This is a genomic window from Cupriavidus sp. 21MJTG02-4 (genome assembly GCF_057798975.1).
In genome coordinates, this window is the sequence record NZ_JBYOJP010000001.1 from 185,302 (window position 1) to 207,945 (window position 22,644).

The 22,644-nt window shown below is 65.6% G+C and carries 19 protein-coding genes; 5 read left to right on the forward strand and 14 right to left on the reverse strand.

Translation table 11 applies throughout. The features are described 5' to 3' along the window. Positions 1-297: 297 nt before the first annotated feature. From AC3FKH_RS00885 to AC3FKH_RS00925, 9 genes are all read right to left on the reverse strand, one after another. Positions 298-1,104, reverse strand: a complete 807-nt coding sequence (locus tag AC3FKH_RS00885; protein WP_488672157.1) for a TetR/AcrR family transcriptional regulator — start codon at positions 1,102-1,104, stop codon at positions 298-300. 84 nt (positions 1,105-1,188) lie between these two features. After that, positions 1,189-2,448: an MFS transporter gene (locus AC3FKH_RS00890; RefSeq protein ID WP_488672158.1), complete on the reverse strand. Its 1,260-nt coding sequence runs from the start codon at positions 2,446-2,448 to the stop codon at positions 1,189-1,191. 61 nt (positions 2,449-2,509) lie between these two features. After that, positions 2,510-3,265, reverse strand: a complete 756-nt coding sequence (locus AC3FKH_RS00895) for a maleate cis-trans isomerase family protein (RefSeq protein WP_488672160.1) — start codon at positions 3,263-3,265, stop codon at positions 2,510-2,512. Between the two features lie 42 nt (positions 3,266-3,307). Next, positions 3,308-3,757 carry a thioesterase family protein gene (locus AC3FKH_RS00900; RefSeq protein ID WP_488672162.1) on the reverse strand — a complete coding sequence of 150 codons (450 nt, stop codon included), beginning with the start codon at positions 3,755-3,757 and terminating at the stop codon, positions 3,308-3,310. After that, complete coding sequence (locus tag AC3FKH_RS00905; protein ID WP_488672164.1) at positions 3,754-4,914, reverse strand: FAD-dependent monooxygenase; 1,161 nt, start codon at positions 4,912-4,914, stop codon at positions 3,754-3,756. Before AC3FKH_RS00905 ends, AC3FKH_RS00900 begins: the two co-directional genes overlap by 4 nt. Then, positions 4,911-5,780 carry a VOC family protein gene (locus AC3FKH_RS00910; RefSeq protein ID WP_488672166.1) on the reverse strand — a complete coding sequence of 290 codons (870 nt, stop codon included), beginning with the start codon at positions 5,778-5,780 and terminating at the stop codon, positions 4,911-4,913. The genes AC3FKH_RS00905 and AC3FKH_RS00910 overlap by 4 nt, the downstream gene beginning before the upstream one ends. A 13-nt stretch (positions 5,781-5,793) precedes the next feature. After that, positions 5,794-7,512 carry an AMP-binding protein gene (locus AC3FKH_RS00915; RefSeq protein ID WP_488672167.1) on the reverse strand — a complete coding sequence of 573 codons (1,719 nt, stop codon included), beginning with the start codon at positions 7,510-7,512 and terminating at the stop codon, positions 5,794-5,796. Between the two features lie 42 nt (positions 7,513-7,554). Beyond that, complete coding sequence (locus tag AC3FKH_RS00920) at positions 7,555-8,808, reverse strand: alpha/beta hydrolase (RefSeq protein WP_488672169.1); 1,254 nt, start codon at positions 8,806-8,808, stop codon at positions 7,555-7,557. 326 nt (positions 8,809-9,134) lie between these two features. Next, the gene (locus tag AC3FKH_RS00925; RefSeq protein ID WP_488672170.1) at positions 9,135-10,220 is read right to left on the reverse strand and encodes a helix-turn-helix transcriptional regulator; all 1,086 of its coding nucleotides are present in this window, start codon (positions 10,218-10,220) and stop codon (positions 9,135-9,137) included. Between the two features lie 367 nt (positions 10,221-10,587). Between AC3FKH_RS00925 and AC3FKH_RS00930 the strand changes: the two genes are divergently transcribed. Next, the gene (locus AC3FKH_RS00930) at positions 10,588-12,183 is read left to right on the forward strand and encodes a hypothetical protein (protein WP_488672171.1); all 1,596 of its coding nucleotides are present in this window, start codon (positions 10,588-10,590) and stop codon (positions 12,181-12,183) included. 139 nt (positions 12,184-12,322) lie between these two features. On the opposite strand, the gene AC3FKH_RS00935 is transcribed toward AC3FKH_RS00930, so the two are convergent. Both AC3FKH_RS00935 and AC3FKH_RS00940 read right to left on the reverse strand, forming a co-directional pair. Next, the gene (locus AC3FKH_RS00935; protein ID WP_488672173.1) at positions 12,323-12,877 is read right to left on the reverse strand and encodes a single-stranded DNA-binding protein; all 555 of its coding nucleotides are present in this window, start codon (positions 12,875-12,877) and stop codon (positions 12,323-12,325) included. A gap of 268 nt (positions 12,878-13,145) precedes the next feature. After that, positions 13,146-14,396 carry an MFS transporter gene (locus tag AC3FKH_RS00940; RefSeq protein ID WP_483710353.1) on the reverse strand — a complete coding sequence of 417 codons (1,251 nt, stop codon included), beginning with the start codon at positions 14,394-14,396 and terminating at the stop codon, positions 13,146-13,148. Between the two features lie 411 nt (positions 14,397-14,807). On the opposite strand from AC3FKH_RS00940, the gene uvrA reads away from it, so the two are divergent. Genes uvrA through AC3FKH_RS00955 form a run of 3 tightly spaced genes read left to right on the forward strand, consistent with a single transcriptional unit; the run spans position 14,808 to position 18,767 of the window. Further along, on the forward strand, positions 14,808-17,669 hold the full coding sequence (uvrA, locus tag AC3FKH_RS00945; protein WP_488672175.1) for an excinuclease ABC subunit UvrA: 2,862 nt from the start codon (positions 14,808-14,810) through the stop codon (positions 17,667-17,669). Positions 17,670-17,714: 45 nt separating this feature from the next. Further along, positions 17,715-18,230, forward strand: a complete 516-nt coding sequence (locus AC3FKH_RS00950) for a hypothetical protein (RefSeq protein ID WP_488672177.1) — start codon at positions 17,715-17,717, stop codon at positions 18,228-18,230. A gap of 51 nt (positions 18,231-18,281) precedes the next feature. Continuing rightward, positions 18,282-18,767 (forward strand): adenosine-specific kinase, encoded by a 486-nt coding sequence (locus AC3FKH_RS00955; RefSeq protein ID WP_488672179.1) that lies wholly within the window; start codon positions 18,282-18,284, stop codon positions 18,765-18,767. A 1-nt stretch (position 18,768) separates the two neighbouring features. Here AC3FKH_RS00955 and AC3FKH_RS00960 read toward each other — a convergent pair whose 3' ends face one another. From AC3FKH_RS00960 to AC3FKH_RS00970, 3 genes are all read right to left on the reverse strand, one after another. Beyond that, positions 18,769-20,460: a Na/Pi cotransporter family protein gene (locus AC3FKH_RS00960; protein ID WP_488672181.1), complete on the reverse strand. Its 1,692-nt coding sequence runs from the start codon at positions 20,458-20,460 to the stop codon at positions 18,769-18,771. Between the two features lie 165 nt (positions 20,461-20,625). Further along, positions 20,626-21,237: a LysE family translocator gene (locus tag AC3FKH_RS00965; RefSeq protein ID WP_488672183.1), complete on the reverse strand. Its 612-nt coding sequence runs from the start codon at positions 21,235-21,237 to the stop codon at positions 20,626-20,628. A gap of 52 nt (positions 21,238-21,289) precedes the next feature. Then, positions 21,290-21,862: an adenine phosphoribosyltransferase gene (locus AC3FKH_RS00970; protein ID WP_483731141.1), complete on the reverse strand. Its 573-nt coding sequence runs from the start codon at positions 21,860-21,862 to the stop codon at positions 21,290-21,292. Positions 21,863-22,026: 164 nt separating this feature from the next. Between AC3FKH_RS00970 and AC3FKH_RS00975 the strand changes: the two genes are divergently transcribed. Further along, positions 22,027-22,605 carry a DJ-1/PfpI family protein gene (locus tag AC3FKH_RS00975; RefSeq protein WP_488672185.1) on the forward strand — a complete coding sequence of 193 codons (579 nt, stop codon included), beginning with the start codon at positions 22,027-22,029 and terminating at the stop codon, positions 22,603-22,605. The last annotated feature ends 39 nt before the right edge of the window (positions 22,606-22,644 follow it).

The window sequence follows — 22,644 nt, forward strand, 5'->3', positions numbered from 1 at the left end:
ATAAACATTGTAGTTTTATTGACTGCATCTCAAATAAGTAGATACCACTAGCGCCTGCCGCGCTGCGAAAGTCAGTGAGGGGAAATCAGTAAGAGGGAGTGTGGCCGCTTAAGTGGGGCCTGTTTGCCGACAAAGCACGAAGGACCGGCCGGTTGGCTCCCCTCTCCGATTTATGGAGAGGGGTTGGGAGGTGAGGGCCGGCATGTCTCGATGCGATGCGCCATACTTCTTGGAAGGCCCGCCCTCACCCCGGCCCCTCTCCCGCAAGCGGGAGAGGGGAGAAAATAATCTGCCCGCCTACGCAGCGCGCGTGCCCTTCTTCTTTGCGGGCTTCGCATTGCGCGGCCAGCCTTCGATGCCGTCGAGCGTAATGCGCAGCCCTTCTTCGAAGGCCGTGTCCGAAGACAGCTTCGAGAATGCCTTGCTGACGAAGCGTGCGCCGGGATACTGCTCCGCCGATACGCCGTCGAGCTTGCTCTGGATAAAGGCCTGGTGATAGGCCGGCAATTGCCGCGACGCTTCAGCCATGCTGGCCGAGACGAGGTATTGCGCCAGCAGGTGGTACGCCAGCGCGACCTGCTCCGCCGAAAAATCGCCCTGCATGAAGGCCGACGTCATGCGGTTGAAGAACTCCAGCCCATAGTCGGTTTCACCGGGCTGCACATCCTGGAACAGGCGGTACCGGTTATGCGACGCCACATAGTTGCTGACGCCGGGGTTCTCGATCGCGACCTGGAAGCTGAGCCGCGAGATCCGTTCGACATCGGCGCGCCAGTCGCCCGTCAGCGGCTGCAGGCGCAGTGTCCGCTGGCGGTAATAGTCATTGAGCACGCCGGTGACGAGCTGGTCGCGGCCACCGAGGTAATAGTGGATCAGCCCCGGGGCCACGCCGAAATCCTTGGCGAGCTGCACCATGGAAATCTGGTCCAGCGGCGTGGTCCTGGTCAGCTCGATCGCGTGCTGCAGGATCGTCGTGCGGCTGAGCATCGGTTCGGCGCCGATCGGCGATTCCGTCTTGGGCGGACGTCCGCGCCGGCGCGGTACGGGGCTGGACGGCTGCGGTGCGGCAGCCTTGGCTGCGGGCGATTTGCGTGCGGCGGGCATGATGGAGAGCGAAGCGGGCCGGCTCGGAATTGGTGGTGTGCCAATTCTATCCGCGTTCGCCGGTTCTGCCACGTCGCCGCCTTGCTACGCGGAGGCCGCCGCCGCGGCTGGCTCCTTCCGCTGCGCGATGCGATAGCGGCCGAGCGACAGCACCAGGCCGGATGCCGCCAGCAACATGCAAGGCAACACGAGCAAGGGCACGTCGTAGCTGCCATGCCGGTCGAACCACGCCCCGAGCCCGATCGGCCCGATCACCGCGCCAAGCCCATAGCCCGAGAACGCGATGCCGAACAGCGAACCAAACGAGGTCAGCCCGAAGTAGGAACGCACCAGATAAGAGATCAGGTCACCCTCCGCGCCAATGGTCAGGCCGATCAGCATCGTCGCGACCAGCAGCGTGCCGTAGTCGTGCGAGCCGCGCAGCAGGAATACGCCAACGGCGCCGCCCACGAAGAACACGCCCGCGACCAGCGGCGCGTGAATGCGGTCGATCAGCAGCCCGGTCATCAGGCGCCCGATCAGCAGGCCGACGCCCATCATCGACGCGCTGCGAGCCGCCATGGCCGCATCGAAACCGCGGTCCGCGAACAGCGACGGCAGGTGGGGTCCCAGCGACAGCGTGGCGGCCGAACTGAGCACGAAGACCAGCCAGATCGCCCACAGCCGATAGCTGCGCACCGCGGCCGACAGCGGCACGCCGGCTGGCGCGGACGATGCCGGCCGCCCTGCCCGGCTGCCGGCGGGAAAGCGCTCGCGCAGCAGCCCGCACGCTACCAGCGACAGCACCACCGAGCCCGCGCCGAGGACGAGATAAGCCGTGCGCCAGTTGAACATCGTCACGAGGTACTGCGCGGTCATCGGGAGGATCACCGTGCCGGCGCCGAGGCCGCACATCGCGATGCCAAGTGCCAGCCCGAGGCGCCGGTCGAACCACTGCGGCAACACGGCCAGGTAGCCCAGCACCGACGTGGCGGCGCCCGACACCCCAACGACAATCGATAACCCGACCCAGGTCAGCATGCTGCCGTTCTGCAGCGCCATGGCGCACGTGGCAAGCCCGAATATGATGGCCGAACACGCAATCACGCGGCGGATGCCGAAGCGATCCATCATGGCGCCGACGATCGGACTGACGATGGCCAGGCCGAACATCGACGCCGCGTAGGACAGCGATGCCTGCGACCGCCCCCATCCGAACTCGGCGGCAAGCGGCCGGACGAACACGCCGGCGGTGGCGTTGAACAACGGCGCATAGCCGGCCAGCATGCCGAGTGCGGCGCCGAGGATGATGCTGGCATAGATGCGGATGGATACGCGCTGCAGCGCGTCGGGGGCGGTGTGCATGGTTTGTCTCCGGGAGGGTGGCGCCGCCATCTGCGGGCGGCTGCCGAAGCGGTACGGTCGGTCAGCGCAATCCGGTCTGGCTGCCGAGGTAGGCGCCCGCGCCGGGCGCCGTGGCGGCAAGGCCGAGCCGGCGCAGCATCTGCCGCGCCGTACACACGGCCGTGGAGGTCACGGGAATGCCGAGTGCCTGCTGGGCAGGTTCGATGGCGGACAGCGACGGCATCTGCACGCACGCCGACAGCACCACGGTATCGACCCCACGGACGTCGAGCCGCTTCACGTCCTCCAGCAGTTGCAGCGGATCGCGCTCGCCAACCTCGAGATTGTCGAGGATCGAGAAGTTGATCGCATCCTTGACCTCGATCCCTTCGTGTTCGATGTACTCGACCACGGTCCTGGTCAGCGCGTCGCTGTACGGCGCCATCAGCGAGATGCGGCGTGCGCCGAAGTCTTTCAGTTCATCGACCAGCGCGCCCGCGGAAGTCATGATCTGCGGCCGGTACGGTGCCTCCGCCATCGCCTGGCCGAGGTCCTCGATCACTTGCCGGTGGTAGCCCATGCCCATGCACATGGTCGCCACCAGGCACGCCGTGCTCATGACGTCGACACGCGCATCGGCCAGCTCCAATGCGCAGCGGCCCATGTCGCGGTTCATCCTTTCAAGCTCCTCGGCCACCACGCGGTGCATGCGCACACGGCTGGAATGGAAGCTGAACTGCTCCGGCAGCACCTGCATGCGCGCGGCCAGGATGGCGGGGACTTCGCGCTCCATCGTGATGTTGGAGCTGGGCACGATCTGTCCGATTCGATACTTCATCGTTGAAAATTCCGGGAACGTTCGAGGGGGTTGAGGCTGCGGCTAGAGGGCGGGCGCAAGAAAGCGTTTCAGCACGTCGCGCAGAGAATCCGGGATCGGCGTGCCTTCGCGGCGGTCCAGGCGCACGCAGATCGGCGAGAACATCGCGTCGAACACGGGCGCGCCGTCGGGCCGGCGCGCCACGCATCGGATGTCGAACGAGCGCGTGCGAATGGCTTCCACCGTGCAGGTGATGTCAATCACATCATCGGGCCACAGCGTGCCAATGAATTCGAAGCGCATCGCCTTGCACGGCGTGCCGACGCCGTGGACTTCGCCAAGCCTGCCGTCGCCCCCGGCCATATGCGCGGTATAGAGTCCGACCGCGCCCAGCAGGTAGTCCGTGAAGCGCCCGGTATAGACCACGCCGGCGGGGTCGCAGTCGCCCCAGCGCACGCGCCGCCTGACGACGAACGGGCGCTCGCTGAGCACGTACTCCGTGGCGTTGATCATGGCTGCCCCACTACGGCGTCGCCGGTGACGCCACCTGCGGCAAGCTCCGCCATCAGCGCCGGGAACTGCGCACGCAGCCGCTCGGCATCGACGCGGCCGGTGCGCGTCATGAAGCGGAACACGAACTCATGCGGCGTCGGCAGATCCATCCACTCCCGGATGTGCTCGTACCAGTTGTACGAAGCCTCCGAGGCGCTGATCAGCTTGGCCTTCTCCGGCTTGCGCACGGCTTCGTACTGCAGCAGCGCGGCCGGCACATCGGCGGGATGCGCGACGATGGCATCGGCCAGCGCCATCGCGTCTTCCATGGCGATGCGCGTGCCCGATCCGATCGAGAAATGCGCGCTCGTCAATGCATCGCCGATCAGCACCTGGCGGCCGACATGCCAGTTCGCGTTGAGGATGACCGGAAACTGCCGCCACGCCGAGTTGTTCGACACCAGCGCGTAGCCGTCCAGCTCCGGCGCGAATACGCGCTCGAACAAGGCCTGCCGCGCTTCGGCGCTCATGTCCTCCATGCCGAAGTCGAGCCACGTCTGGTGGTCGCACTCGGCGACGAACGTGCTCATCGAGTCGGAGTACGGGTAGTAATGCGCGACGAAATAGCCGCCTTCATGCTTGCGGAACACCAGCGCCGGGCTGGGGAATGGCTTCTCGACGCCGAACCATGCGAAATGGTTGGTCAGCATGCGGCGCGTGGTGCCGAAGCCGGCCTCGTTTGCCGTGCGCAGTTGCGAGTTGATGCCGTCGGCGCCCACGATCAGGTCCGCGTCGATGGCGTTGAAGTCGGCGATGCGCTTGTTGTAGGTGACATGCACGCCGAGTTCGCGGGCGCGCTGCTGCAGCACCGCCAGCAGGCTGATGCGCGGGATCGCGCCGCCGCCTGCTCCCGGCTTCTTCATGACAATCGGCTGCTCGTGGCACACGATTGCATGCTGGTCGTTGAACCGCATGACCCTGGCCAGGCGGTCGACCACGGTCGGCGATGCCGAGCGCAGGTTCGCCAGGCCGGTGTCGGCCAGCACCACGCCGAAGCCGAACGTGGCGTTCTCCGGGTTCTGCTCGAAGACGTCGATATCGACATCCGACAGGCGCTCCTTGAGCAGGATAGCGAGGAACAGCCCGGACGGCCCGCCGCCGATGATGGTCGCTTTCATTGCGAGACTCCCGGCGCGATGACCAGCGCGTCCATGTCGAACTGGCGGATCTCGCCCGCCAGGCCGCCGGTCAGGGCGCCGTACCACACGGCTGGCTTGAAGCCCAGTTCCTTGCGGCGGAACTGCAGCGTCGGGTTGCCGTCGATGCGCACATAGCCATTGCCGAGCGACGTGGTGCGGTAGCCGTCGGTCTTGCGTGCCACGTCGATCAGCGGCGCGAACTCGGGGACGTCGAGCACATAGACCGAGGCCTTGTCCTTGTCGACGCCCCGTCCTTCGATATTGCCGGCCTTGCGCTGCCAGACCGGCTCGATCGACGCGAAGGCCGCGCCATCGTCGCGAGCCCGTTCCAGTTCGATCGCCGCCTCGAGGGTGAGCGCCGCATCGCGCTGGTCGGCATCGCTGAATGGCCGCACCTGCCACGTGATCTCGATCGGGTAGCCGTTCGGGTCGTTGAAGTAGATCGACTCGATCACCTCGTGGCGGATCTGGTAGCGCAGCGGAATGCCAACCGCTTCCACGCGCTGGCGCCATTGCAGCAGCTCGGCCTCGTCACGCACGCGCCATGCGGTGTGCGTGGCGCGGTCCTGGTAGTGCTCGCGCACCGTCAGCCAGTCCGGCCGCTCGGTGCCGATGTAGTAGAAGAAGGCGATGGTGCTGCCGTTTCCGCTATCGAAGAAGAAGTGCAGGAAATCGGCGTGGTTGTCCGGGCCCCAGCCCTTGGCCGAGATCGCGTGGACCAGCGGCAGGCCGAGCAGGTCGCGGTAGAAGTGCACGGTCTCGGCCAGCTTCCAGGTCGGCCGCGCGGTGTGGTGGACGCCGTGCAGCGCGACTGCGGGAATGGCGGCTTGCGTGGATTGGGTCATGTCTCTTCCTTGTTCACTGGCTTTGCTGAACGGCATCTTTTTCCGCGATCTTTTCCGTCTCGGCTTGCAGAAGCTGCACGATGCGGTCACGCAGCAGCACCTTGCTGAGTTTTCCGGAGGCCGTCAGCGGAAACTCGGGAATGATCTCCAGCCGCTCCGGCCACTTGAATTTGGCAAGGCCGGCCTGTTCGAGGAACTGCGTCAGGGCCGGCAGCGTCAGCCCCGCTGCCGCAGCGGCGGGCTCCAGCAGGACAAATGCGCACACGCGTTCGCCGTAGACCTTGTCGGGCATGCCGACCACGGCCGACGCCAGCACCGACGGGTGTTCGTTGATGACGTTCTCGAGTTCCTCGGCATTGATCTTTTCGCCGCCGCGGTCGACTACGTCCTTGATGCGGCCGCGGAAGAAGTAGTAGCGCTTGCCTTCCACCATGGCCGACGACATCAGGTCGCCCGAGCGGTAGAAGCCATCGGCGGTGAAGCGCGTGGCATCTTCCTTTTCGGACTTGTAGTAGCCGCGGATCGTGTACGGGCCGCGGAACAGTGCCTCGCCAGCCTCGCCGTCGGGCACGTCGTCCTCGGTGCCGGGATGGACGATGCGCACTTCGTCGGCCGCCGAGACCGGGCAGCCGACCGATTGCTCGCGGATCTCCTGCGGGTCCTCCGGACGCGTGAACATGATCACGCCTTCGGTCATGCCGAAGATGTGGTGCGTCGGCGACCCCGTCAGGCGCGTCAGGTTGGCCGCGTTCTTGGGCACGATGAAATTGCGCCGCAGCCGGTCAGCCGGCGTGGATCGCAGCAGCACCGGCGCGATGCGGTTCAGGATCGGACCGGCGACGCCGAACCAGGTCGGCTCGTAGTCGCGCACCACGGCCTGCAGCGTGTCCTCGGAGAGATCGGGTGCCACGGTCACGGTCGCGCCGCTCAGCAGGAACGGCCCGAAAAAACAGCCCATGTTGAGGTTGTGCATGTACGGCGTGGGAAAAAACAGCACGTCGTCGGCGGTGTAGCGGTTCCATTCCGCCACCGCGCGCATGTTGTACAGGTACTCGTTCTGGAAGCGCGGAATGATCTTGGGCACGCCGGTGGTGCCGCCGGACAACTGGAACACCGCGGCCTGGAAAGGCTCATGCGTGACGTCGGCCAGGATGTCCTGCGCGCGCGCCAGCGGCATGTCGCAAATCAGCTCCGCCAGCAGCGCGGCGCTACCGCGGCGTGTCCCACGCGCCTGGAGGATGAAGGCAAGGCTCGGCACTTCGGCCTGCATGGCCTCGGCAAAACCCACGTCATCGAACTTCGGGTCATCGCCCTGCACGAAGTGCAGGCGCGCGTCGCACAGCTTGCCGAGATAGCCGATCTCGAGCTTGCGGAACGCCTGCAGCGAACACAGCGGGATGATGCCGGCCTTCAGGCAGCCGAAGAAGGCAAGCAGCAGTTCATTGCAGTTGCCGCACTGGAAGATCGCGCGGTCGAGCGGCTTCAGCCCCAGCGCCAGCAGCGCGGCGCCGAGCCGGTCGGTCTGCTCGTCGAACGCCTGGTAGGTGAACTCGCCTTCCGGCCCGACCAGCGCGAGCCGGTCCTTGTGGTCGCGGAACGACTGGCGGAAGGCACCGACCAGCGTCTCGGTGCCCAGGTAGCCGTCCGCCACATACTGGCGCAGCCGGTTTTCGTCGGGATAGCGCACGCCGTCTAGCAGCACTGACGGGCGCACGTGGGTGGGTTGCAGCATGTCTACCTCTGTCGTTTTATGGATTTGTCCGGCGGTGCCGGGTCAGGCCATGGTCTCGCGCAGCCACTCGACGATGTGCCGGCCAGCGATGCTTTGGCCGGACGGTTCCTCACGGCCGAGGGCCATGCCGTGGTGGTTGCCCCGCACGCGGAGGTGCCGCTTGCGGGACGCGGGAATCTGCGCGTAGATCTCGCGGATATCGGCGGGGAAGGTGCACTGGTCGCCGGTGTATTCGATCAGCAGCGTGGGCTGGTGGAGCGTGCCCAGCGTCTTGTCCAGTGCGGCATTCGACGACAGCCCCGACCACGTGGACAGCCACGACTCGGGCGTGACCGTGCGGCCGAAGCCGACGCTGCCCCAGTTCGACGTGAACGGGTCCTTGCCCCAGAGCGAACCGGTCTTCCGGTCCGAAGGGTCCAGCGTGATATCCCACGAGCGCAGGTCGGCGTCGGTGCGCCAGACCTGGAAGATCGGCGCATGCGCACCCATGCGGCGATCGGCCTCCGTGGCGACGCCGGTCTTGAGCGCGGCGCGGGCCTCGTGCTTGGCGCGCAGCATCGCCCTGGCGCGCGCATCGATGCGTGCCACGCGCGCGGTTTGCGCTTCCCGGTAGCGAGTGACGAAGTCGGGGGCGTAGTGGCCCTTTCCGGTTTCGGCGTCAAAGCCATTGGCCTTCGAAAACGGGTCCAGGGTCGGATCGGTCTGCATCGGGTCGTCTTCATCGATGACGGATGGATCCATGCCGCTCATCAGCAACTTGCCCTGTCCCGGATGCGGGGACACGAGGATGAATGCGTCGACCTCTGGCATGTGCAGTTCGCCCAGGTTCGTCGGACGGCCAGCCGGCGTGCGCGCGATGCGCTGCTCGCGCGGTGTCAGCGCCTGCTGGTTGTAGAACGTATAGAGGCCGGCGCCGCCGGAGTTGCCGAGCATCACGATGTTCTCGTAGCCAAGTTCGCGCAGATGCGTCATGCCGGCGGCCACATCGAACAGCGCGATCTCATGCTCCAGGCGCAGGTCATTGCCGATCGAGCGCGGACCCTGCACCCAGCAAGCGCAGCCGGCATCGAGCACGAACGGCACGAGGTAGTGCGTAATGGCCATCTCGCGCGGATGCATCAGCGTGACGACAGTTTTCTCCTTCCCGGTCATGGTGAACAGGAAGCCAAGCGTGCGCTGGCTGTCGGCAGTGGTCAACGCATAAGGCACCATCTGGTATGGACGATCCATCAGGCGGGCGTCCCATGAGGCGCCTCGCATGCCGGCCGTCACTTGTGGCTTCTGCTGGTCTGTCACGCTGTCTCCTTCGATAAATGTCACCATCTCAATAATCTAGGTGTTATTTGAGATACTGTCAAATAAATATAGGGCGCTACCGTCGGGAAGGTTGCAGGGCTTTTGTGCCGGAAAAGCGTGACAGTCTCGCCGGCATGGCCGGCAAGTCACTTCGTCACTTCTTGTCGGAGTGACTGAATGTGATCAGAGAAGGAAGGAGAAGCGTCAGCGCCGCCGTTGTTGATACGGACCGCCATGCCGACCACAGCGCCACGCAGCAGCCCAAGGCGATGATGCGAGAGCGGGGGCGGCATGCCACGCACGCGGCCTTGGCCATGGCCAAACACTCAGCGCTGTACCAGCGCAGCCAGCTTCACCAGCTCCACGACGCGCCGGCAGTTCATCTTTCCCTTCAGATTGGTAATGTGCGTGCGCACCGTATTCTCGGACAGCCCGTTCTGCGTCGCGAACTCGGCCGGTGTTTGCCCGGCCATCAGCGCGGCAAGTACCCTTGCTTCGGCAGCCGTGATCTTGAAGGTGCAGATCAGGTCGTCAATGCTGACCTCATTGAACGCGCTGTTGACGCGCAGGCGAACCAGCGCCAGCGGCTCGTTCGACAGCTTCACCTGCGGGTCCGCGGGCGCCATGTCGATGCCGAGGGTCTTGCCCCAGTCCAGCGCTACGGTCGCGGCCGTGCGCTGGCCGGTGCGCAGCGCGTGTTGCAGCTTTCCGAGCAGGCGAGCGAGCACAGCCGGCTCCGCGTGGAGCAGCCGGCCCTGACGAATGCAGAGACCTTGCCGGTTGTCCAGCAGTTCATGCGCAAGCGCCGAGGCATGGAGTACCAGCCCGGATGCCGACAACAGGCATGTCGCCTCGCCGAGCGCGGCGAATGTGTCCTCGAGCAGTTGCACCTTGTTCGCCATGGCCTGGCGCCGCGTGGACAACACCTTGCGGAAGTGGCGAACGTAGGCGCCAGCTTCGCCTTCGGTCAGCTGGTCCGTGGCATTGGCGACCACCGTGGCCCGCTGGAACGTGAGGCCGGTGCGCCGCTCGCTGTCCCGCTCCAGTATCAGGGCAAGACTCTGGGCCTGGCCATGCTTGCGCATATAGTCGGCGTGGAATTCCGCCCGTCGCGACTTCAAGGGCGGCATGACGTCGTTGCTGTCGATCCACGCGCCGGCAGCCAGGCGCGAGGCGGCTTCCGCCATGAAGTCGACCTTGTGAAAATGCTGGACGTATTCATCGAGCGCCTGGCCCGACATGTCCACGTGCGTAATGTTCAGCAACTGACCCGCGCCGTCCATCATGATGAGCGAGCCGCTTTCCGCGCCAATCAGGTCGCGCGCCGTGGTCAGGATATCGTCCCAAGGCGGCGATGCATCGGCGATACGATCGGCCGCATCCATCGCGCGGCGGAATTTCACTGACGGCACGTCACTCTCCCGTGGTCGTGGAAACCTTGTCCTGCTCATCGCCCGATCGACCCGCCGGGTTCTATCTCGCGTTCCCGGCGACAGCGTCTGGTGCCGATTCTGGCGGAGCCTACCAAAGATCGCGGCGCCGGCTGACGCTTTATGCCCCCACTTCAGAAGGGTTCCGCTCTTTCACGATCAGCGCCTTGCCGCGGCGGCACTGCCCGCACCGGCGTGCCGCCAAATGTATTGGATGTCTATCACCAAAATTGGTGACGACCGGCATTTCCAAAATTTGTAGTATCGCCCCCGGCTTCTATCGCGGATTGACGTTTTTCCGGACAGAGCGTGAGTACGGCCAGTTCCTACAACGGGGGGAAGAAAAAATATGAAGATCAAATTGCTTGTGTCCACTCTTGCCGCGGCTGCGCTGAGCGCTTGCGGCGGTGGCTCCGACAGCCAGCCGTCCACGCCTGCCGCGACGACGCCCACGACCAAGATCGCGGGAACGGCGGCAGTCGGCGCGGCACTTGCCAATGCGACCGTGCAGGCCAAGTGCGCCTCGGGCAGCGGCACCGCCACGACGGCGGCCGATGGCACGTTCTCGATCGACATCCCTAACGCCAAGCGTCCGTGCGTGCTGAGCGTTTCGACACCTGACGGCACCACCCTCCACTCCGTGGTCGAAGCCGGCAGCAGCATGACGGCCACGGCCAACATCACGCCGCTGACCGAGCTGATCACCGCGTCGATCGCCGGCAAGAGCACCGCGGAATTCTTCGCGAGTTTCGACGAGCAGGCCCAGGCAAAGCTGACCACGGATGGCGTATCCACCGCGCTTGACAACGTCAAGCTGATCCTGACGGGAACGGTTGACCTGGCGGGCATCGATCCGCTCAAGGACACTCTCGTCGCCGCGCACGGCAATACGCCGGGCAATGCGCTTGACCAGAAGCTCGATACGCTCGGCGAGACGCTCAAGGCTTCGCAGACGTCCATCTCGGACCTGTCGACCGCGGTAGCGTCCAATTCCGGCAGCTCGGCCGGCGGCGTGCAGACCATCCTGCAGCCGGCGTCCACCACCTGCGCGACGTTCCGCAGCGGCAAGTACCAGAAGATCGGCCTCACCACCAATGTCGTGCAGCGTTACACGATCGATGCCATCAAGCTGACGCAGACGAACGACTCGACCAGCGCCGTCGAGCAGTTCGAGGCGAACAGCAGCGAAGCCTGCCGCTTCGGCAACAATGACTTCAGGCTGCTGGCCTCAAAATCCGGCATCGCGCTCGAACGCCGCTTGAGCGCGGGCGGCACGTCCAGCCTTGTGATCCCGGACCAGAACATTCCGCTGAGCGAACTCGCCGGCGACTGGGTGGCGCTGGCATTCGAACGTGACGACAACGCCAGCAACCTCGGTACCGGTCTGGTCAAGTTCAGCATCGACAGCACTGGCAAGTTCACGAGCGGTGCGGACTGCAGCCTGTCGTCCTGCGACGCATGGCCAGCCTCCGAGCTGCCCGCGGCCTCCTCCAATCCGGACGGTGGCTTCAATATCGCCGATCCGAGCGGCACCGCTCGCGCCTTCGCGTTCAAGGGCGTCGATGGCCAACTCGCCATCGCCGTCGTCCACCAGAACGGCTTCATGCTCGCGACGCGTCCGCGCACGCTTGCCCTGCCGACAGTCGGAACGGTCAATACGTATTGGGATGCGACGCTGGACCCGACCGGCGTAACCAATATCTCGAATGGTTCGAACACGGTCGTTTCGGTGGATACCGCTGCCAATACCTATACGCGCCAACGTGCGGACACCAATTTCGAGACCTGGCAGAACAACGTTCCCTACGTCGGCCTGCGCTATCGCGCACCGGCTCAGGGCGTCAACGAAACCGTTGGCCTGAATCTCGCCAACTCCGGCCTTACCGTAGGCATCAGCGTCAACCCGAGCAAAGTGTTCTACAACATCTCGATCAACCGGCCGTAAGCGAAGTACTGGCAGTTCCAGGAGCCCTCCGCTATCGCTGAGGGCTTTTTTGTTTCTTGCGGGGCTTTTGCGAAGAGCACGCAAGAAAAAACCCCGCTTGAAGGCGGGGTTGATCTTTAAACTTTTTGCTTACGGACCATTAGAACGGGATATCGTCATCCATATCCTCGAAGCCGTTCGACGGTGCCTGTTGCGGACGGCGCGCGCCGCCTTGCTGGCCGCCACCACCCTGGCCACCGCCGCCCTGACCGCGGCCGCCACCGTAGCCGCCACCACCACCGCCCGACGCTTCACGGCTGTAGCCACCGCCGCCGCCGCCACCACCGTAGCCGCCTTCATCACCACCACCGCCAGCGCCCTGGCGCCCGCCCAGCATTTGCATCTGGTCGGCGACGATTTCGGTGCTGTACTTGTCCTGGCCGCTCTGGTCCTGCCACTTGCGGGTGCGAATGCGGCCTTCGATATAGACCGACGAACCCTTGCGCAGGTACTGCGCTGCGATTTCGGCCAGCTTGCCGAACATCGAGACACGGTGCCACTCGGTGGCTTCCTTCATTTCGCCGGACTGCTTGTCCTTGTAGCGGTCAGTGGTTGCCAGGCGCAGATTGGTCACGGCGTCGCCGCTGGGCATGTAACGGGTTTCCGGGTCCGCGCCCAGGTTGCCGACGAGAATGACTTTGTTGACCGATGCCATGTGATAGTTCTCCAAAAGCCACGCGCTGTGCTGAAAAGCGTGGCATACGCTCAGTATGTAGATTGAATCGGATTGCTGCAGCTGCGGCGACCGCGGGGCCATTCACTACCAGGATCCCGCAGCCATTGCGACGCTCGTGACGATGTGACGACTGCAAAAGCGACAACGTAAACGAACAACGCGCCCCCGGCCAGGTAGTCGGGAGGCGCGGTCATGCTAGGCCATATTCGGCCAGAAACTGTTGCAAAGTGATGCGGCTGACACCGCTTCAGGCTGCCGCCTGTGGACTTGCCTGCCCCCTGGCCGGCGGCGGCTTCATGCTCCAGGCGATTATAAGCCAGACCAGAAGCACCACCGCGCAACCCACGAACACGGCGCTGCGCCCTTCATGCTTGAGCAGCCAGCCGCCCACCACGCCGCCCAGGAACAGGCCCAGCGCCTGGGTGGTGTTGTACACGCCAAGCGCAGCGCCGCGCGAGGCGGCCGCGTAGCGCGACACCAGCGACGGCTGCATGGCCTCCAGCACGTTGAAGGCGACAAAGAAAAACAGCAGGACGACGACGATCGCCCACAGGCCGTGCACGGCGGCGAACAGCAGCTGGACCGCGGTCATCAGTCCCACCGCGCTCAGCAGCACCGGCCGCACGCGGCCATAGCGCTCCGCGGCCATCATCGGCCCAAGCATCAGCACGAAGGACACCAGCACCACCGGCAGGTAGACCTTCCAGTGCTGGTCGAGCGGCATGCCCGCGTCGGCCAGCATGGCGGGCACCACCATGAACATGGCAACCTGCGAGGCGTGCAGCGCCAGCACGCCGACGTTCAGGCGCACGAGGTCCGGATTGAGCAGCACCTGGCGGAACGGCAGCCGGACCGGATGCGGCGGCGGCGGGCTCGGCACCACGAACAGCGTCACGATGATGGCCACCGCGCCCAGCACCGACATCAGCCCGAAGATGCCCGGCATGCCGATGGCATGCAGCAGCGGCGAGGCAATCACCAGCGACAGCGCAAAGGTCAGCCCGATGCTGCCGCCCACCATGGCCATGGCCTTGGTGCGGTGGCGTTCGCGCGTGAGGTCGGCGATGCAGGCCGTGATCGCGGCGGAAATCGCGCCGGTACCCTGCAGCGCCCGGCCCAGCGTGATGCCGAACAGCGTGTGCGAGAACGCGGCCACCAGGCCGCCGGCCACGAACAGCAGCAGGCCGGCCACCATGACCGGCTTGCGGCCGATGCGGTCCGACAGCCAGCCGAGCGGGATGTGCAGGAAAGCCTGCATCAGGCCGTAGATGCCCATGGCCAGGCCGACGCGCTGGGCATCATGGCCATCCGGCAGGCCGCGCGCATACTCCGCGAAGACCGGCAGGATCAGGAACAGGCCCAGCATGCGCAGCGCGAAGATGCTGGCCAGCGAGAGGCTGGCGCGCAACTCGGTACGCGTCATGCGTTCGCGCTGGGGCTCGGTCTTGGAATCGCCGGCAACGGCGGCATCTGGGGAAGAAGACGGGATCGGCGACATGGCGATCGTGGGAATGGGTCAGGCTGGTTGCCGGCGCTGGCGGCAATGGCTGTTTCGATCGGCATCCGGGGCAGAAGTTGCCATCCCGGTCGACCAGGCAAGCGCGGCATTCAGCCCGGTTCCCACAGGTGCGCGCCTTGTGCAGGCAACCCGGGAAACCGAAGTTCGGTATATTAACAGGTTTGCTTCTTCGCGCTTTCCGGGTCACCCGGGATCGGCGGGCGACCGCCGGCGCGCGCATCGGCAGGCAGATCGCGGTGATCGGAACGACCCGCGGCATCGCTTGCGGATGGCGCATGAAGCACCCGCATTCCAGCAATTCAGTTTGGGATTTCCGTCAGACCGACCTGTCCATGCGCGCCGCGCTGGCCGGCGGCCTGCCCGGCGACGACTTTTCGGCCTTTTGGGCATATGGAAGAAATCAAGATCCGTGGGGCCCGTACCCACAACCTGAAGAACATCAATCTCGACCTGCCGCGCAACCGGCTGATCGTGATTACCGGCCTGTCCGGCTCGGGCAAGTCGTCGCTGGCGTTCGATACCCTGTACGCGGAAGGCCAGCGCCGGTACGTGGAATCGCTCTCGGCCTACGCGCGCCAGTTCCTCCAACTGATGGAAAAGCCGGACGTGGATCTGATCGAAGGCCTGTCGCCGGCCATCTCGATCGAGCAGAAGGCCACCAGCCACAACCCGCGCTCCACGGTCGGCACGGTCACCGAGATCCACGACTACCTGCGCCTGCTGTACGCGCGCGCCGGCACGCCCTATTGCCCCGACCACAACCTGCCGCTGCAGGCGCAGAGCGTGGCGCAGATGGTGGACGCCGCGCTGGCGCTGCCCGAAGACACCAAGCTGATGATCCTGGCGCCGGTCGTGTCCGACCGCAAGGGCGAACACTCGGACCTGTTCGACACCATGCAGGCGCAGGGCTTCGTGCGCTTTCGCATCCGCTCGGGCGGCGGCACCACGCACGAGGCCGAGGCCAAGGTCTATGAGGTCGACGCGCTGCCCAAGCTGAAGAAGACGGAGAAGCACACCATCGAAGTCGTGGTGGACCGCGTCAAGGTGCGTCCGGACATCAAGCAACGCCTGGCCGAATCGTTCGAGACGGCGCTGCGCCTGGCCGACGGCCGCGCCCTGGCGCTGGAACTGGACACCGGCAAGGTGCACATGTTCAGCTCGCGCTTCGCTTGCCCCATCTGCTCGTACTCGCTGCAGGAACTCGAGCCGCGCCTGTTCTCGTTCAACAACCCGATGGGCGCCTGCCCGAGCTGCGACGGCCTGGGCCAGATCACGTTCTTCGACCCGAAGCGCGTGGTGGCCTTCCCGAACCTGTCGCTGGCCTCCGGCGCGATCAAGGGCTGGGACCGGCGCAACCAGTTCTACTTCCAGATGCTGCAGAGCCTCGCAGCCTTCTACGAATTCGACACCGATACCGCGTTCGAAGAGCTGCCGGCCAAGGTACAGCAGGTGGTGCTGCACGGCTCGGGCGAAGAGGAAATCCCGTTCACCTATATGAACGAACGCGGCCGCACCACGGTGCGCGCGCATGTGTTCGAAGGGATCATCCCCAACCTGGAGCGCCGCTACCGCGAGACCGATTCGGTAGCCGTGCGCGAGGAACTGGCCAAGTACCAGAACAACCAGCCCTGCCCGGTCTGCCATGGCACGCGCCTGCGCACCGAGGCCCGCCACGTCAAGGTCGGCGAAGGCGAGCAGGCGCGCGCCATCTTCGAGATCAACGGCTGGCCGCTGCGCGAGACGCTGACTTACTTCCTCACGCTCGACATGCATGGCGCGAAGCGCGAGATCGGTGACAAGATCATCAAGGAAATCACCGCACGGCTGAACTTCCTGAACAACGTGGGGCTCGACTACCTGTCGCTGGAGCGCAGCGCCGACACGCTGTCGGGCGGCGAGGCCCAGCGCATCCGCCTCGCCTCGCAGATCGGTTCGGGCCTGACGGGCGTGATGTACGTGCTCGACGAGCCGTCGATCGGCCTGCACCAGCGCGACAACGACCGCCTGATCGACACGCTCAAGCATCTGCGCGACATCGGCAATTCGGTGCTGGTGGTCGAGCATGACGAGGACATGATCCGCGCGAGCGACTACGTGGTCGACATCGGCCCGGGCGCAGGCGTGCACGGCGGCATGATCGTGGCCGAAGGCACGCCGCGCCAGATCGAGGACTCGCCCGCGTCGCTGACGGGACAGTACCTGTCGGGCCAGCGGCGCATCGAGCTTCCTGCCAAGCGCGCGGCGCCCGACGACGAACGCCTGCTACGCATCGTCAATGCGAGCGGAAACAACCTGCGCAACGTCACGGCGGAGGTGCCGGTCGGGCTGCTGACCTGCATCACCGGCGTGTCGGGCTCGGGCAAGTCCACGCTGATCAACGACACGCTCTACCACGCGGTGGCGCGCCACCTGTACGGCTCCACGGCGGAGCCGGCGCAGCATGACCGCATCGAGGGACTGGAGCATTTCGACAAGGTCATCAACGTAGACCAGAGCCCGATCGGGCGCACGCCGCGTTCGAACCCGGCCACCTACACGGGCCTGTTCACGCCGATCCGCGAACTGTTCGCCGGCGTGCCGTCGGCCAAGGAACGCGGCTACGATCCGGGCCGCTTCTCGTTCAACGTCAAGGGCGGGCGCTGCGAGTCCTGCCAGGGCGACGGCGTGCTCAAGGTCGAGATGCACTTCCTGCCCGACGTCTACGTGCCGTGCGACGTGTGCCACGGCAAGCGCTACAACCGCGAGACGCTGGAAGTCCTGTACAAGGGCAAGAACATCTCCGAGGTGCTGGAGCTGACCGTCGAGCAGTCGGTCGAGTTCTTCAGCGCGGTGCCAGTGGTGCGCCGCAAGCTGCAGACGCTGCTGGATGTGGGCCTTGGATACATCCGCCTGGGCCAGTCGGCCACCACGCTGTCGGGCGGCGAGGCGCAGCGCGTGAAGCTGTCGCTGGAGCTGTCCAAGCGCGACACCGGCCGCACGCTCTATATCCTCGACGAGCCCACCACGGGCCTGCATTTCCACGATATCGAGCTGCTGCTCAAGGTCATCCACAAGCTGCGCGACCAGGGCAATACCGTGGTGATCATCGAACACAACCTGGACGTGATCAAGACCGCGGACTGGCTGATCGACATGGGTCCGGAAGGCGGCGCCGGCGGCGGACAGGTGATTGCGCGCGGCACGCCGGAGGATGTGGCGAAGAGCAAGGCGAGCTTTACGGGGAAGTATTTGAAGCCGTTGCTGGCGCGGTAGGGGTTCGTTTGAGGCGCATCAACATGAGGTGACATTGCTGGCCTCATGGACGTCAACCGATATCCGGCATCCACTCTTCGTCCTAAGTTGAAAGGAGGCGTGAAAGATCACGCCTTCCCTTTCCACGACGATGAGGAGACGCCGATGTGGTCTCGAATCCCGAACGTGGCTACGGTCGCTGCCCTCGCCTCGGCCACGGCCCTCGCCCATGCACAGAATGCGCCCGACAATGCGATTCACAATTCAGATGGCTCACGAACCATCTTGCGATCGCAACAACTGCCCGAGGCCAATGAGCGCCACGCGCGGTGGTGCCAGATGCACGGTGGGGTGGACATTACCAACGAAGGCGATGTAACGCTGGGCCCAAATGCGTTCGACGGAGTCGTCTGCCGATCTCTCGATCCTTCCACGCCGGGCTTCTCTGGCGCGTACATGCCAAAGGACCAGAGCCTGCGCATCATCTCTCCCGACGTCGAGATGGAGAAGGCTCCGCCGATCGTGCCCAGGCACCCGGGCAGCGGCACCGCCTTGCATTCGACCCCGCAAGTCCTACCATGAACGGCAAGGACGGCCGCGATGGCCGCCACGGCCAACCTCCGGAGGCCAGCCATGGAACTCCTCTCGGTACCGGTCACCAAGCCGGAAGCGACCAACTTCATCTTCGGCCAGTCGCACTTCATCAAGACGGTGGAAGACCTGCACGAGGCGCTGGTGGGCACCGTGCCCGGCATCCGCTTCGGGCTGGCGTTCTGCGAGGCCTCGGGCAAGCGGCTGGTGCGCTGGTCGGGCAATGACGAGGCACTGATCGACCTCGCCTGCGAGAACGCCCGCACCATCGGCGCGGGGCACGCCTTCTTCATCTTCCTGGGCGACGGGTTCTTCCCCGTCAATGTGCTCGGCGCCGTGCGCGCGGTGCCGGAGGTCTGCAGGATCTACTGCGCGACGGCAAACCCGACCGAAATCATCATCGCGCAGACAGAAAACGGTCGGGCGGTGCTGGGCGTGGTGGATGGCGGATCGCCGCTGGGCATCGAGACCGATGCAGATGTCCGTGAGCGGCGAGACCTGCTGCGCAAGATCGGCTACAAGCTCTAGCTTACTGGCGCGCCGCGGTGGTCAGCGGTTGCATCGGCGGTGCGCCGGGCGCGTCGTCTTCCCTCATGCGGCTGCGGTTCAGCACGCCGGCCTGCTCGAGCACCGGGTAGGCCGTGGCGCAGAACAGCGAGTTCAGGCGCTTGAGTTCGCTGATCACGTCCAGGTGCAGCGAACTCGTCTCTATGCTTTCGGCGGTCTGCACAGCCACGCGGTGCAAGTGGGTGCGCGCGTATTTCTGCTCGAGTTCGCGGAAGTTGGCTTTCTCGGCCATCAGCGTCTGTGCGCTCTTGAGATCGCCATTGAGGAACACCGACAGGCCGATCCGCAGGTTGGCCACGAGCCGCGCATGCATCTCGGCGATTTCCTGCATGCCTGCTTCGGAGAACATCAGGTTGTGGGCGATCTTCTTTTCCTTCGCGTCGACCAGCACGCGCTCGATGATGTCGCCCGCATGTTCCAGGTTGATCGTCAGCGAGATGATTTCCGTCCAGCGCTGGCCGTCGCGTTCATCCAGCGCTTCCAGGCTGATGCGGGTCAGGTAAAGCTTGATGGCGGTGTAGAGATCATCGACCTCGTTGTCGATGCGGCAGGTGGCGGTCGCCAGCTTGGCGTCGTTGGTGCGCAGCACGCGCAGCATATTGTCGAGCATTTGCTCGATGCGGTCGCCGATGCGCAGCACCTCGCGTGCGGCGTTGGCCAGCGCGAGGGTCGGCGTGGGCAAGGCGGCGGGGTCCAGGTGGCGCGGCGTGACCTGGCTTTCGCCGGTGTTCCGTCCGGGCAGCACCGCCTCGCACAGCCTGGCCAGCGGCGCGGTCGCGCCCAGCAGCAGGATGGCCAGCGCCACGTTGAACAACAAGTGGAAATTGACGATCAGGCGCTGCGGATCATGGTCAATCAGCGCGAGCAGGCGCTCGGCCTCGCCCAGGAACGGCAAAGCGACCAGGCAGCCGAGCAGTCGCGACAGCAGGTTGCCGAGCGTGACGCGCTTGCCGGGCTGGTTGTTGCCCGACGTGGTCAGCAACGCCGAGATCCCCGACCCGAGGTTCGCGCCCAGCACCAGCGCGAGCGCCACATGGATCGACACCACGCCGGCGGAAGCCAGCGCGCCGCAGAACAGCACGACGGCCAAACTCGAATAGCACAGGATGGTCAGGAACGCGCCGATCAGCATGTCCAGCGCCGCATCGCCGGTCAGCGTGCCGAACAGCACCTTGACGCCCGCGGCTTGCACCATGGGGCGCGTGGCGATCGAGATCAGTTCGAGCGCCAGCGTAATCAGGCCCAGGCCGATCAGCACGCGGCCCACGTGGCCCGGCTTGCTGCCCTTCCAGGACAGATGGAGGATCACGCCGACAAAGATCAGCAGCGGCGACAGCCAGGACAGGTCCAGCGAGAAGACCTGCACCATCAGCGCGGTGCCCACGTTGGCGCCAAGCATGATGGCCAGCGCCGGTGCCACGGCGATCAGGCCCTGGCCCACGAAGGAACTGACGATGACGGCGGTGGCGTTGCTGCTCTGGACCAGCCCGGTGACGCCCAGTCCGGCGAGGAAGGCGGTGAAGCGGTTGGCGACGCTGGTCGAGAGTACGTGCCGGAGATTGGCGCCGTAGACGCGCAGAATCCCGACCTTGACGATGTTCGTGCCCCAGACAAGCAGGGCCACGCCGGAAAGAAGATGCAGAAGTACGCCCATCGTGCGCCCCTGTGTGACCGGTGACGGCTACAGCTCGGAGGCTCCGCCCGGTCATCATGTTGTTGTCAAGGACTCATTATGCGCGCGACAGGGGGTCGGGGCAACGCCATGGGGCGTGAAGCGCACGCATCCGGCGCGCGCCGGATGCGTCGGTAAAGCGTCCGTTCAGGGCAGCGCGACCTTGATGCCCAGGCCGACGAAGATCGCGCCGGCCGCGCGATCGAGCCAGCGTCCCGTGGCCGGACGCCGGCGCAGCCATGCGCCGAGCCAACCCGCGCACAGGCCGAACAGCGAGAACACCAAGGCGGTCTGCAGCATGAACACCAGCCCCAGCAGCACGAACTGCAGCGCCGGGTGCGCGGCGTCCGCATGCACGAACTGCGGCAGGAACACGAGGAAGAACAGCGTGACTTTGGGGTTCATCATGTTGCCCAGCACGCTCTGGCGGAACACTTTGCGCAGCGGCACCGCGGCGACATCGGCCCCCTGCGCAAGCCCACCCTTCGCGCGCAGTGCCTGGATGCCGATCCAGATCAGGTAGGCCGCGCCCGCATACTTGATCAGCTGGAACGCCAGCGGCGACGAACGCAAGACCGCCGCCAGGCCGACCGCGGCAATCATCGTGTGGAACAGGCAACCGACCGCAAACCCGAGCGCCGCCACCACGCCCGCGCGCCGGCCCTGCGCCATGCCGCGCGCCAGTACCTGCAGGTTGTCCGGACCCGGGGCGAGGGTAATGGCGATAGAAGTCACCAGGAACAGCAGCAAGTCGGGCATGGGGTCTCCGTGGGAATCGATCGGTCAGCTGGCGCGTCGGCGCGTGGCCATATCAGTGGCCGTCGAACCGGCACACCGTGAACAGCGGCAGCCCTCCGTTCTGCAGCAGGCGCGAGCCGCCCAGCTCGGGCAGGTCGACGATCGCGGCGCCCTCCACCACCGTGGCGCCCAGCCGCTCCAGCAGCTTGCGTCCGGCCATCATGGTGCCGCCGGTGGCGATCAGGTCGTCGACCAGCAGCACGCGGTCGCCCGGCTTGCAGGCATCGGCGTGGATCTCGACCGTGGCGCTGCCGTATTCGAGCTCGTATTCCTCGGCCACGGTCTGGAACGGCAGCTTGCCCTTCTTGCGGATCGGCACGAAGCCAAGGTTCAGTTCATACGCGACGATGGCACCGAGGATGAAGCCGCGCGCGTCGATGCCCGCGACCAGGTCGAGCTGCGCATCCATGTAGCGGTGCACGAAGACATCGATCAGCACGCGCAGGGTCTTGGGGTCCTGCAGCAGCGGCGTGATGTCGCGGAACTGCACGCCGGGCAAGGGCCAGTCCGGCACGGTACGGATGCGGTCGCGCAGGTAGCCGGTGACGTCGCCGAGCTCGGGGGACTGGATGATGGAATCTGCCATGGGAATCGTGAAATGTAGGTTGCGCCACGCGCGCCCCGGGGAACGCCGGCCGTGGTAACGGGTTACCACCCCGACCGCGCGGGCCGCACGCAAAATGGCCCTGCCGGTGCCATGCCGGGCCGACAGGGCCGGCCGAAACACCCGTAACCATACAGGAGACCGCGATGGCAAAAAAGATTCTGATGCTGGTGGGCGACTTCGCCGAGGACTACGAGACGATGGTCCCGTTCCAGGCGCTGCAGATGGTGGGCCACACCGTGCATGCGGTATGCCCGGACAAGAAAGCCGGCGACAGTTGCGCCACCGCCATCCACGATTTCGAAGGCGACCAGACCTACACCGAAAAGCGCGGCCACAACTTCGCGCTCAATGCGACCTTCGCCGAGATCGATCCGGCGGCTTATGACGCGCTGGTCATCCCCGGCGGACGCGCGCCGGAATACCTGCGCCTGAACGCGCGCGTGCTGGAGATCGTGCAGCACTTTGCCAGCGCCAACAAACCCATTGCGGCGGTCTGCCATGGCGCCCAGTTGCTGGCCGCCGCCGGCGTGCTCGAAGGCCGCACCTGCTCCGCCTACCCCGCTTGCGCGCCGGAAGTGAAGCTGGCCGGCGGCAAGTATGCGGATATCCCGGTCGACCAGGCCCACACCGACGGCAACCTCGTGACGGCGCCCGCGTGGCCCGCGCACCCCGCGTGGCTGGCTCAGTTCCTTGCCGTGCTGGGGACGCGGATCGTACATTAGAGGCTTCCGAACACCGCGCGGCCAGACCTGGCAGGCGCC

Coding starts and splice junctions, on each gene's coding strand:
- AC3FKH_RS00885 (WP_488672157.1), bottom strand. CDS start 1,104: ATGCCCGCCGCACGCAAATCGCCCGCAGCCAAGGCTGCCGCACCGCAG.
- AC3FKH_RS00890 (WP_488672158.1), bottom strand. CDS start 2,448: ATGCACACCGCCCCCGACGCGCTGCAGCGCGTATCCATCCGCATCTAT.
- AC3FKH_RS00895 (WP_488672160.1), bottom strand. CDS start 3,265: ATGAAGTATCGAATCGGACAGATCGTGCCCAGCTCCAACATCACGATG.
- AC3FKH_RS00900 (WP_488672162.1), bottom strand. CDS start 3,757: ATGATCAACGCCACGGAGTACGTGCTCAGCGAGCGCCCGTTCGTCGTC.
- AC3FKH_RS00905 (WP_488672164.1), bottom strand. CDS start 4,914: ATGAAAGCGACCATCATCGGCGGCGGGCCGTCCGGGCTGTTCCTCGCT.
- AC3FKH_RS00910 (WP_488672166.1), bottom strand. CDS start 5,780: ATGACCCAATCCACGCAAGCCGCCATTCCCGCAGTCGCGCTGCACGGC.
- AC3FKH_RS00915 (WP_488672167.1), bottom strand. CDS start 7,512: ATGCTGCAACCCACCCACGTGCGCCCGTCAGTGCTGCTAGACGGCGTG.
- AC3FKH_RS00930 (WP_488672171.1), top strand. CDS start 10,588: ATGAAGATCAAATTGCTTGTGTCCACTCTTGCCGCGGCTGCGCTGAGC.
- AC3FKH_RS00935 (WP_488672173.1), bottom strand. CDS start 12,877: ATGGCATCGGTCAACAAAGTCATTCTCGTCGGCAACCTGGGCGCGGAC.
- AC3FKH_RS00940 (WP_483710353.1), bottom strand. CDS start 14,396: ATGTCGCCGATCCCGTCTTCTTCCCCAGATGCCGCCGTTGCCGGCGAT.
- uvrA (WP_488672175.1), top strand. CDS start 14,808: ATGGAAGAAATCAAGATCCGTGGGGCCCGTACCCACAACCTGAAGAAC.
- AC3FKH_RS00950 (WP_488672177.1), top strand. CDS start 17,715: ATGGACGTCAACCGATATCCGGCATCCACTCTTCGTCCTAAGTTGAAA.
- AC3FKH_RS00955 (WP_488672179.1), top strand. CDS start 18,282: ATGGAACTCCTCTCGGTACCGGTCACCAAGCCGGAAGCGACCAACTTC.
- AC3FKH_RS00960 (WP_488672181.1), bottom strand. CDS start 20,460: ATGGGCGTACTTCTGCATCTTCTTTCCGGCGTGGCCCTGCTTGTCTGG.
- AC3FKH_RS00965 (WP_488672183.1), bottom strand. CDS start 21,237: ATGCCCGACTTGCTGCTGTTCCTGGTGACTTCTATCGCCATTACCCTC.
- AC3FKH_RS00970 (WP_483731141.1), bottom strand. CDS start 21,862: ATGGCAGATTCCATCATCCAGTCCCCCGAGCTCGGCGACGTCACCGGC.
- AC3FKH_RS00975 (WP_488672185.1), top strand. CDS start 22,027: ATGGCAAAAAAGATTCTGATGCTGGTGGGCGACTTCGCCGAGGACTAC.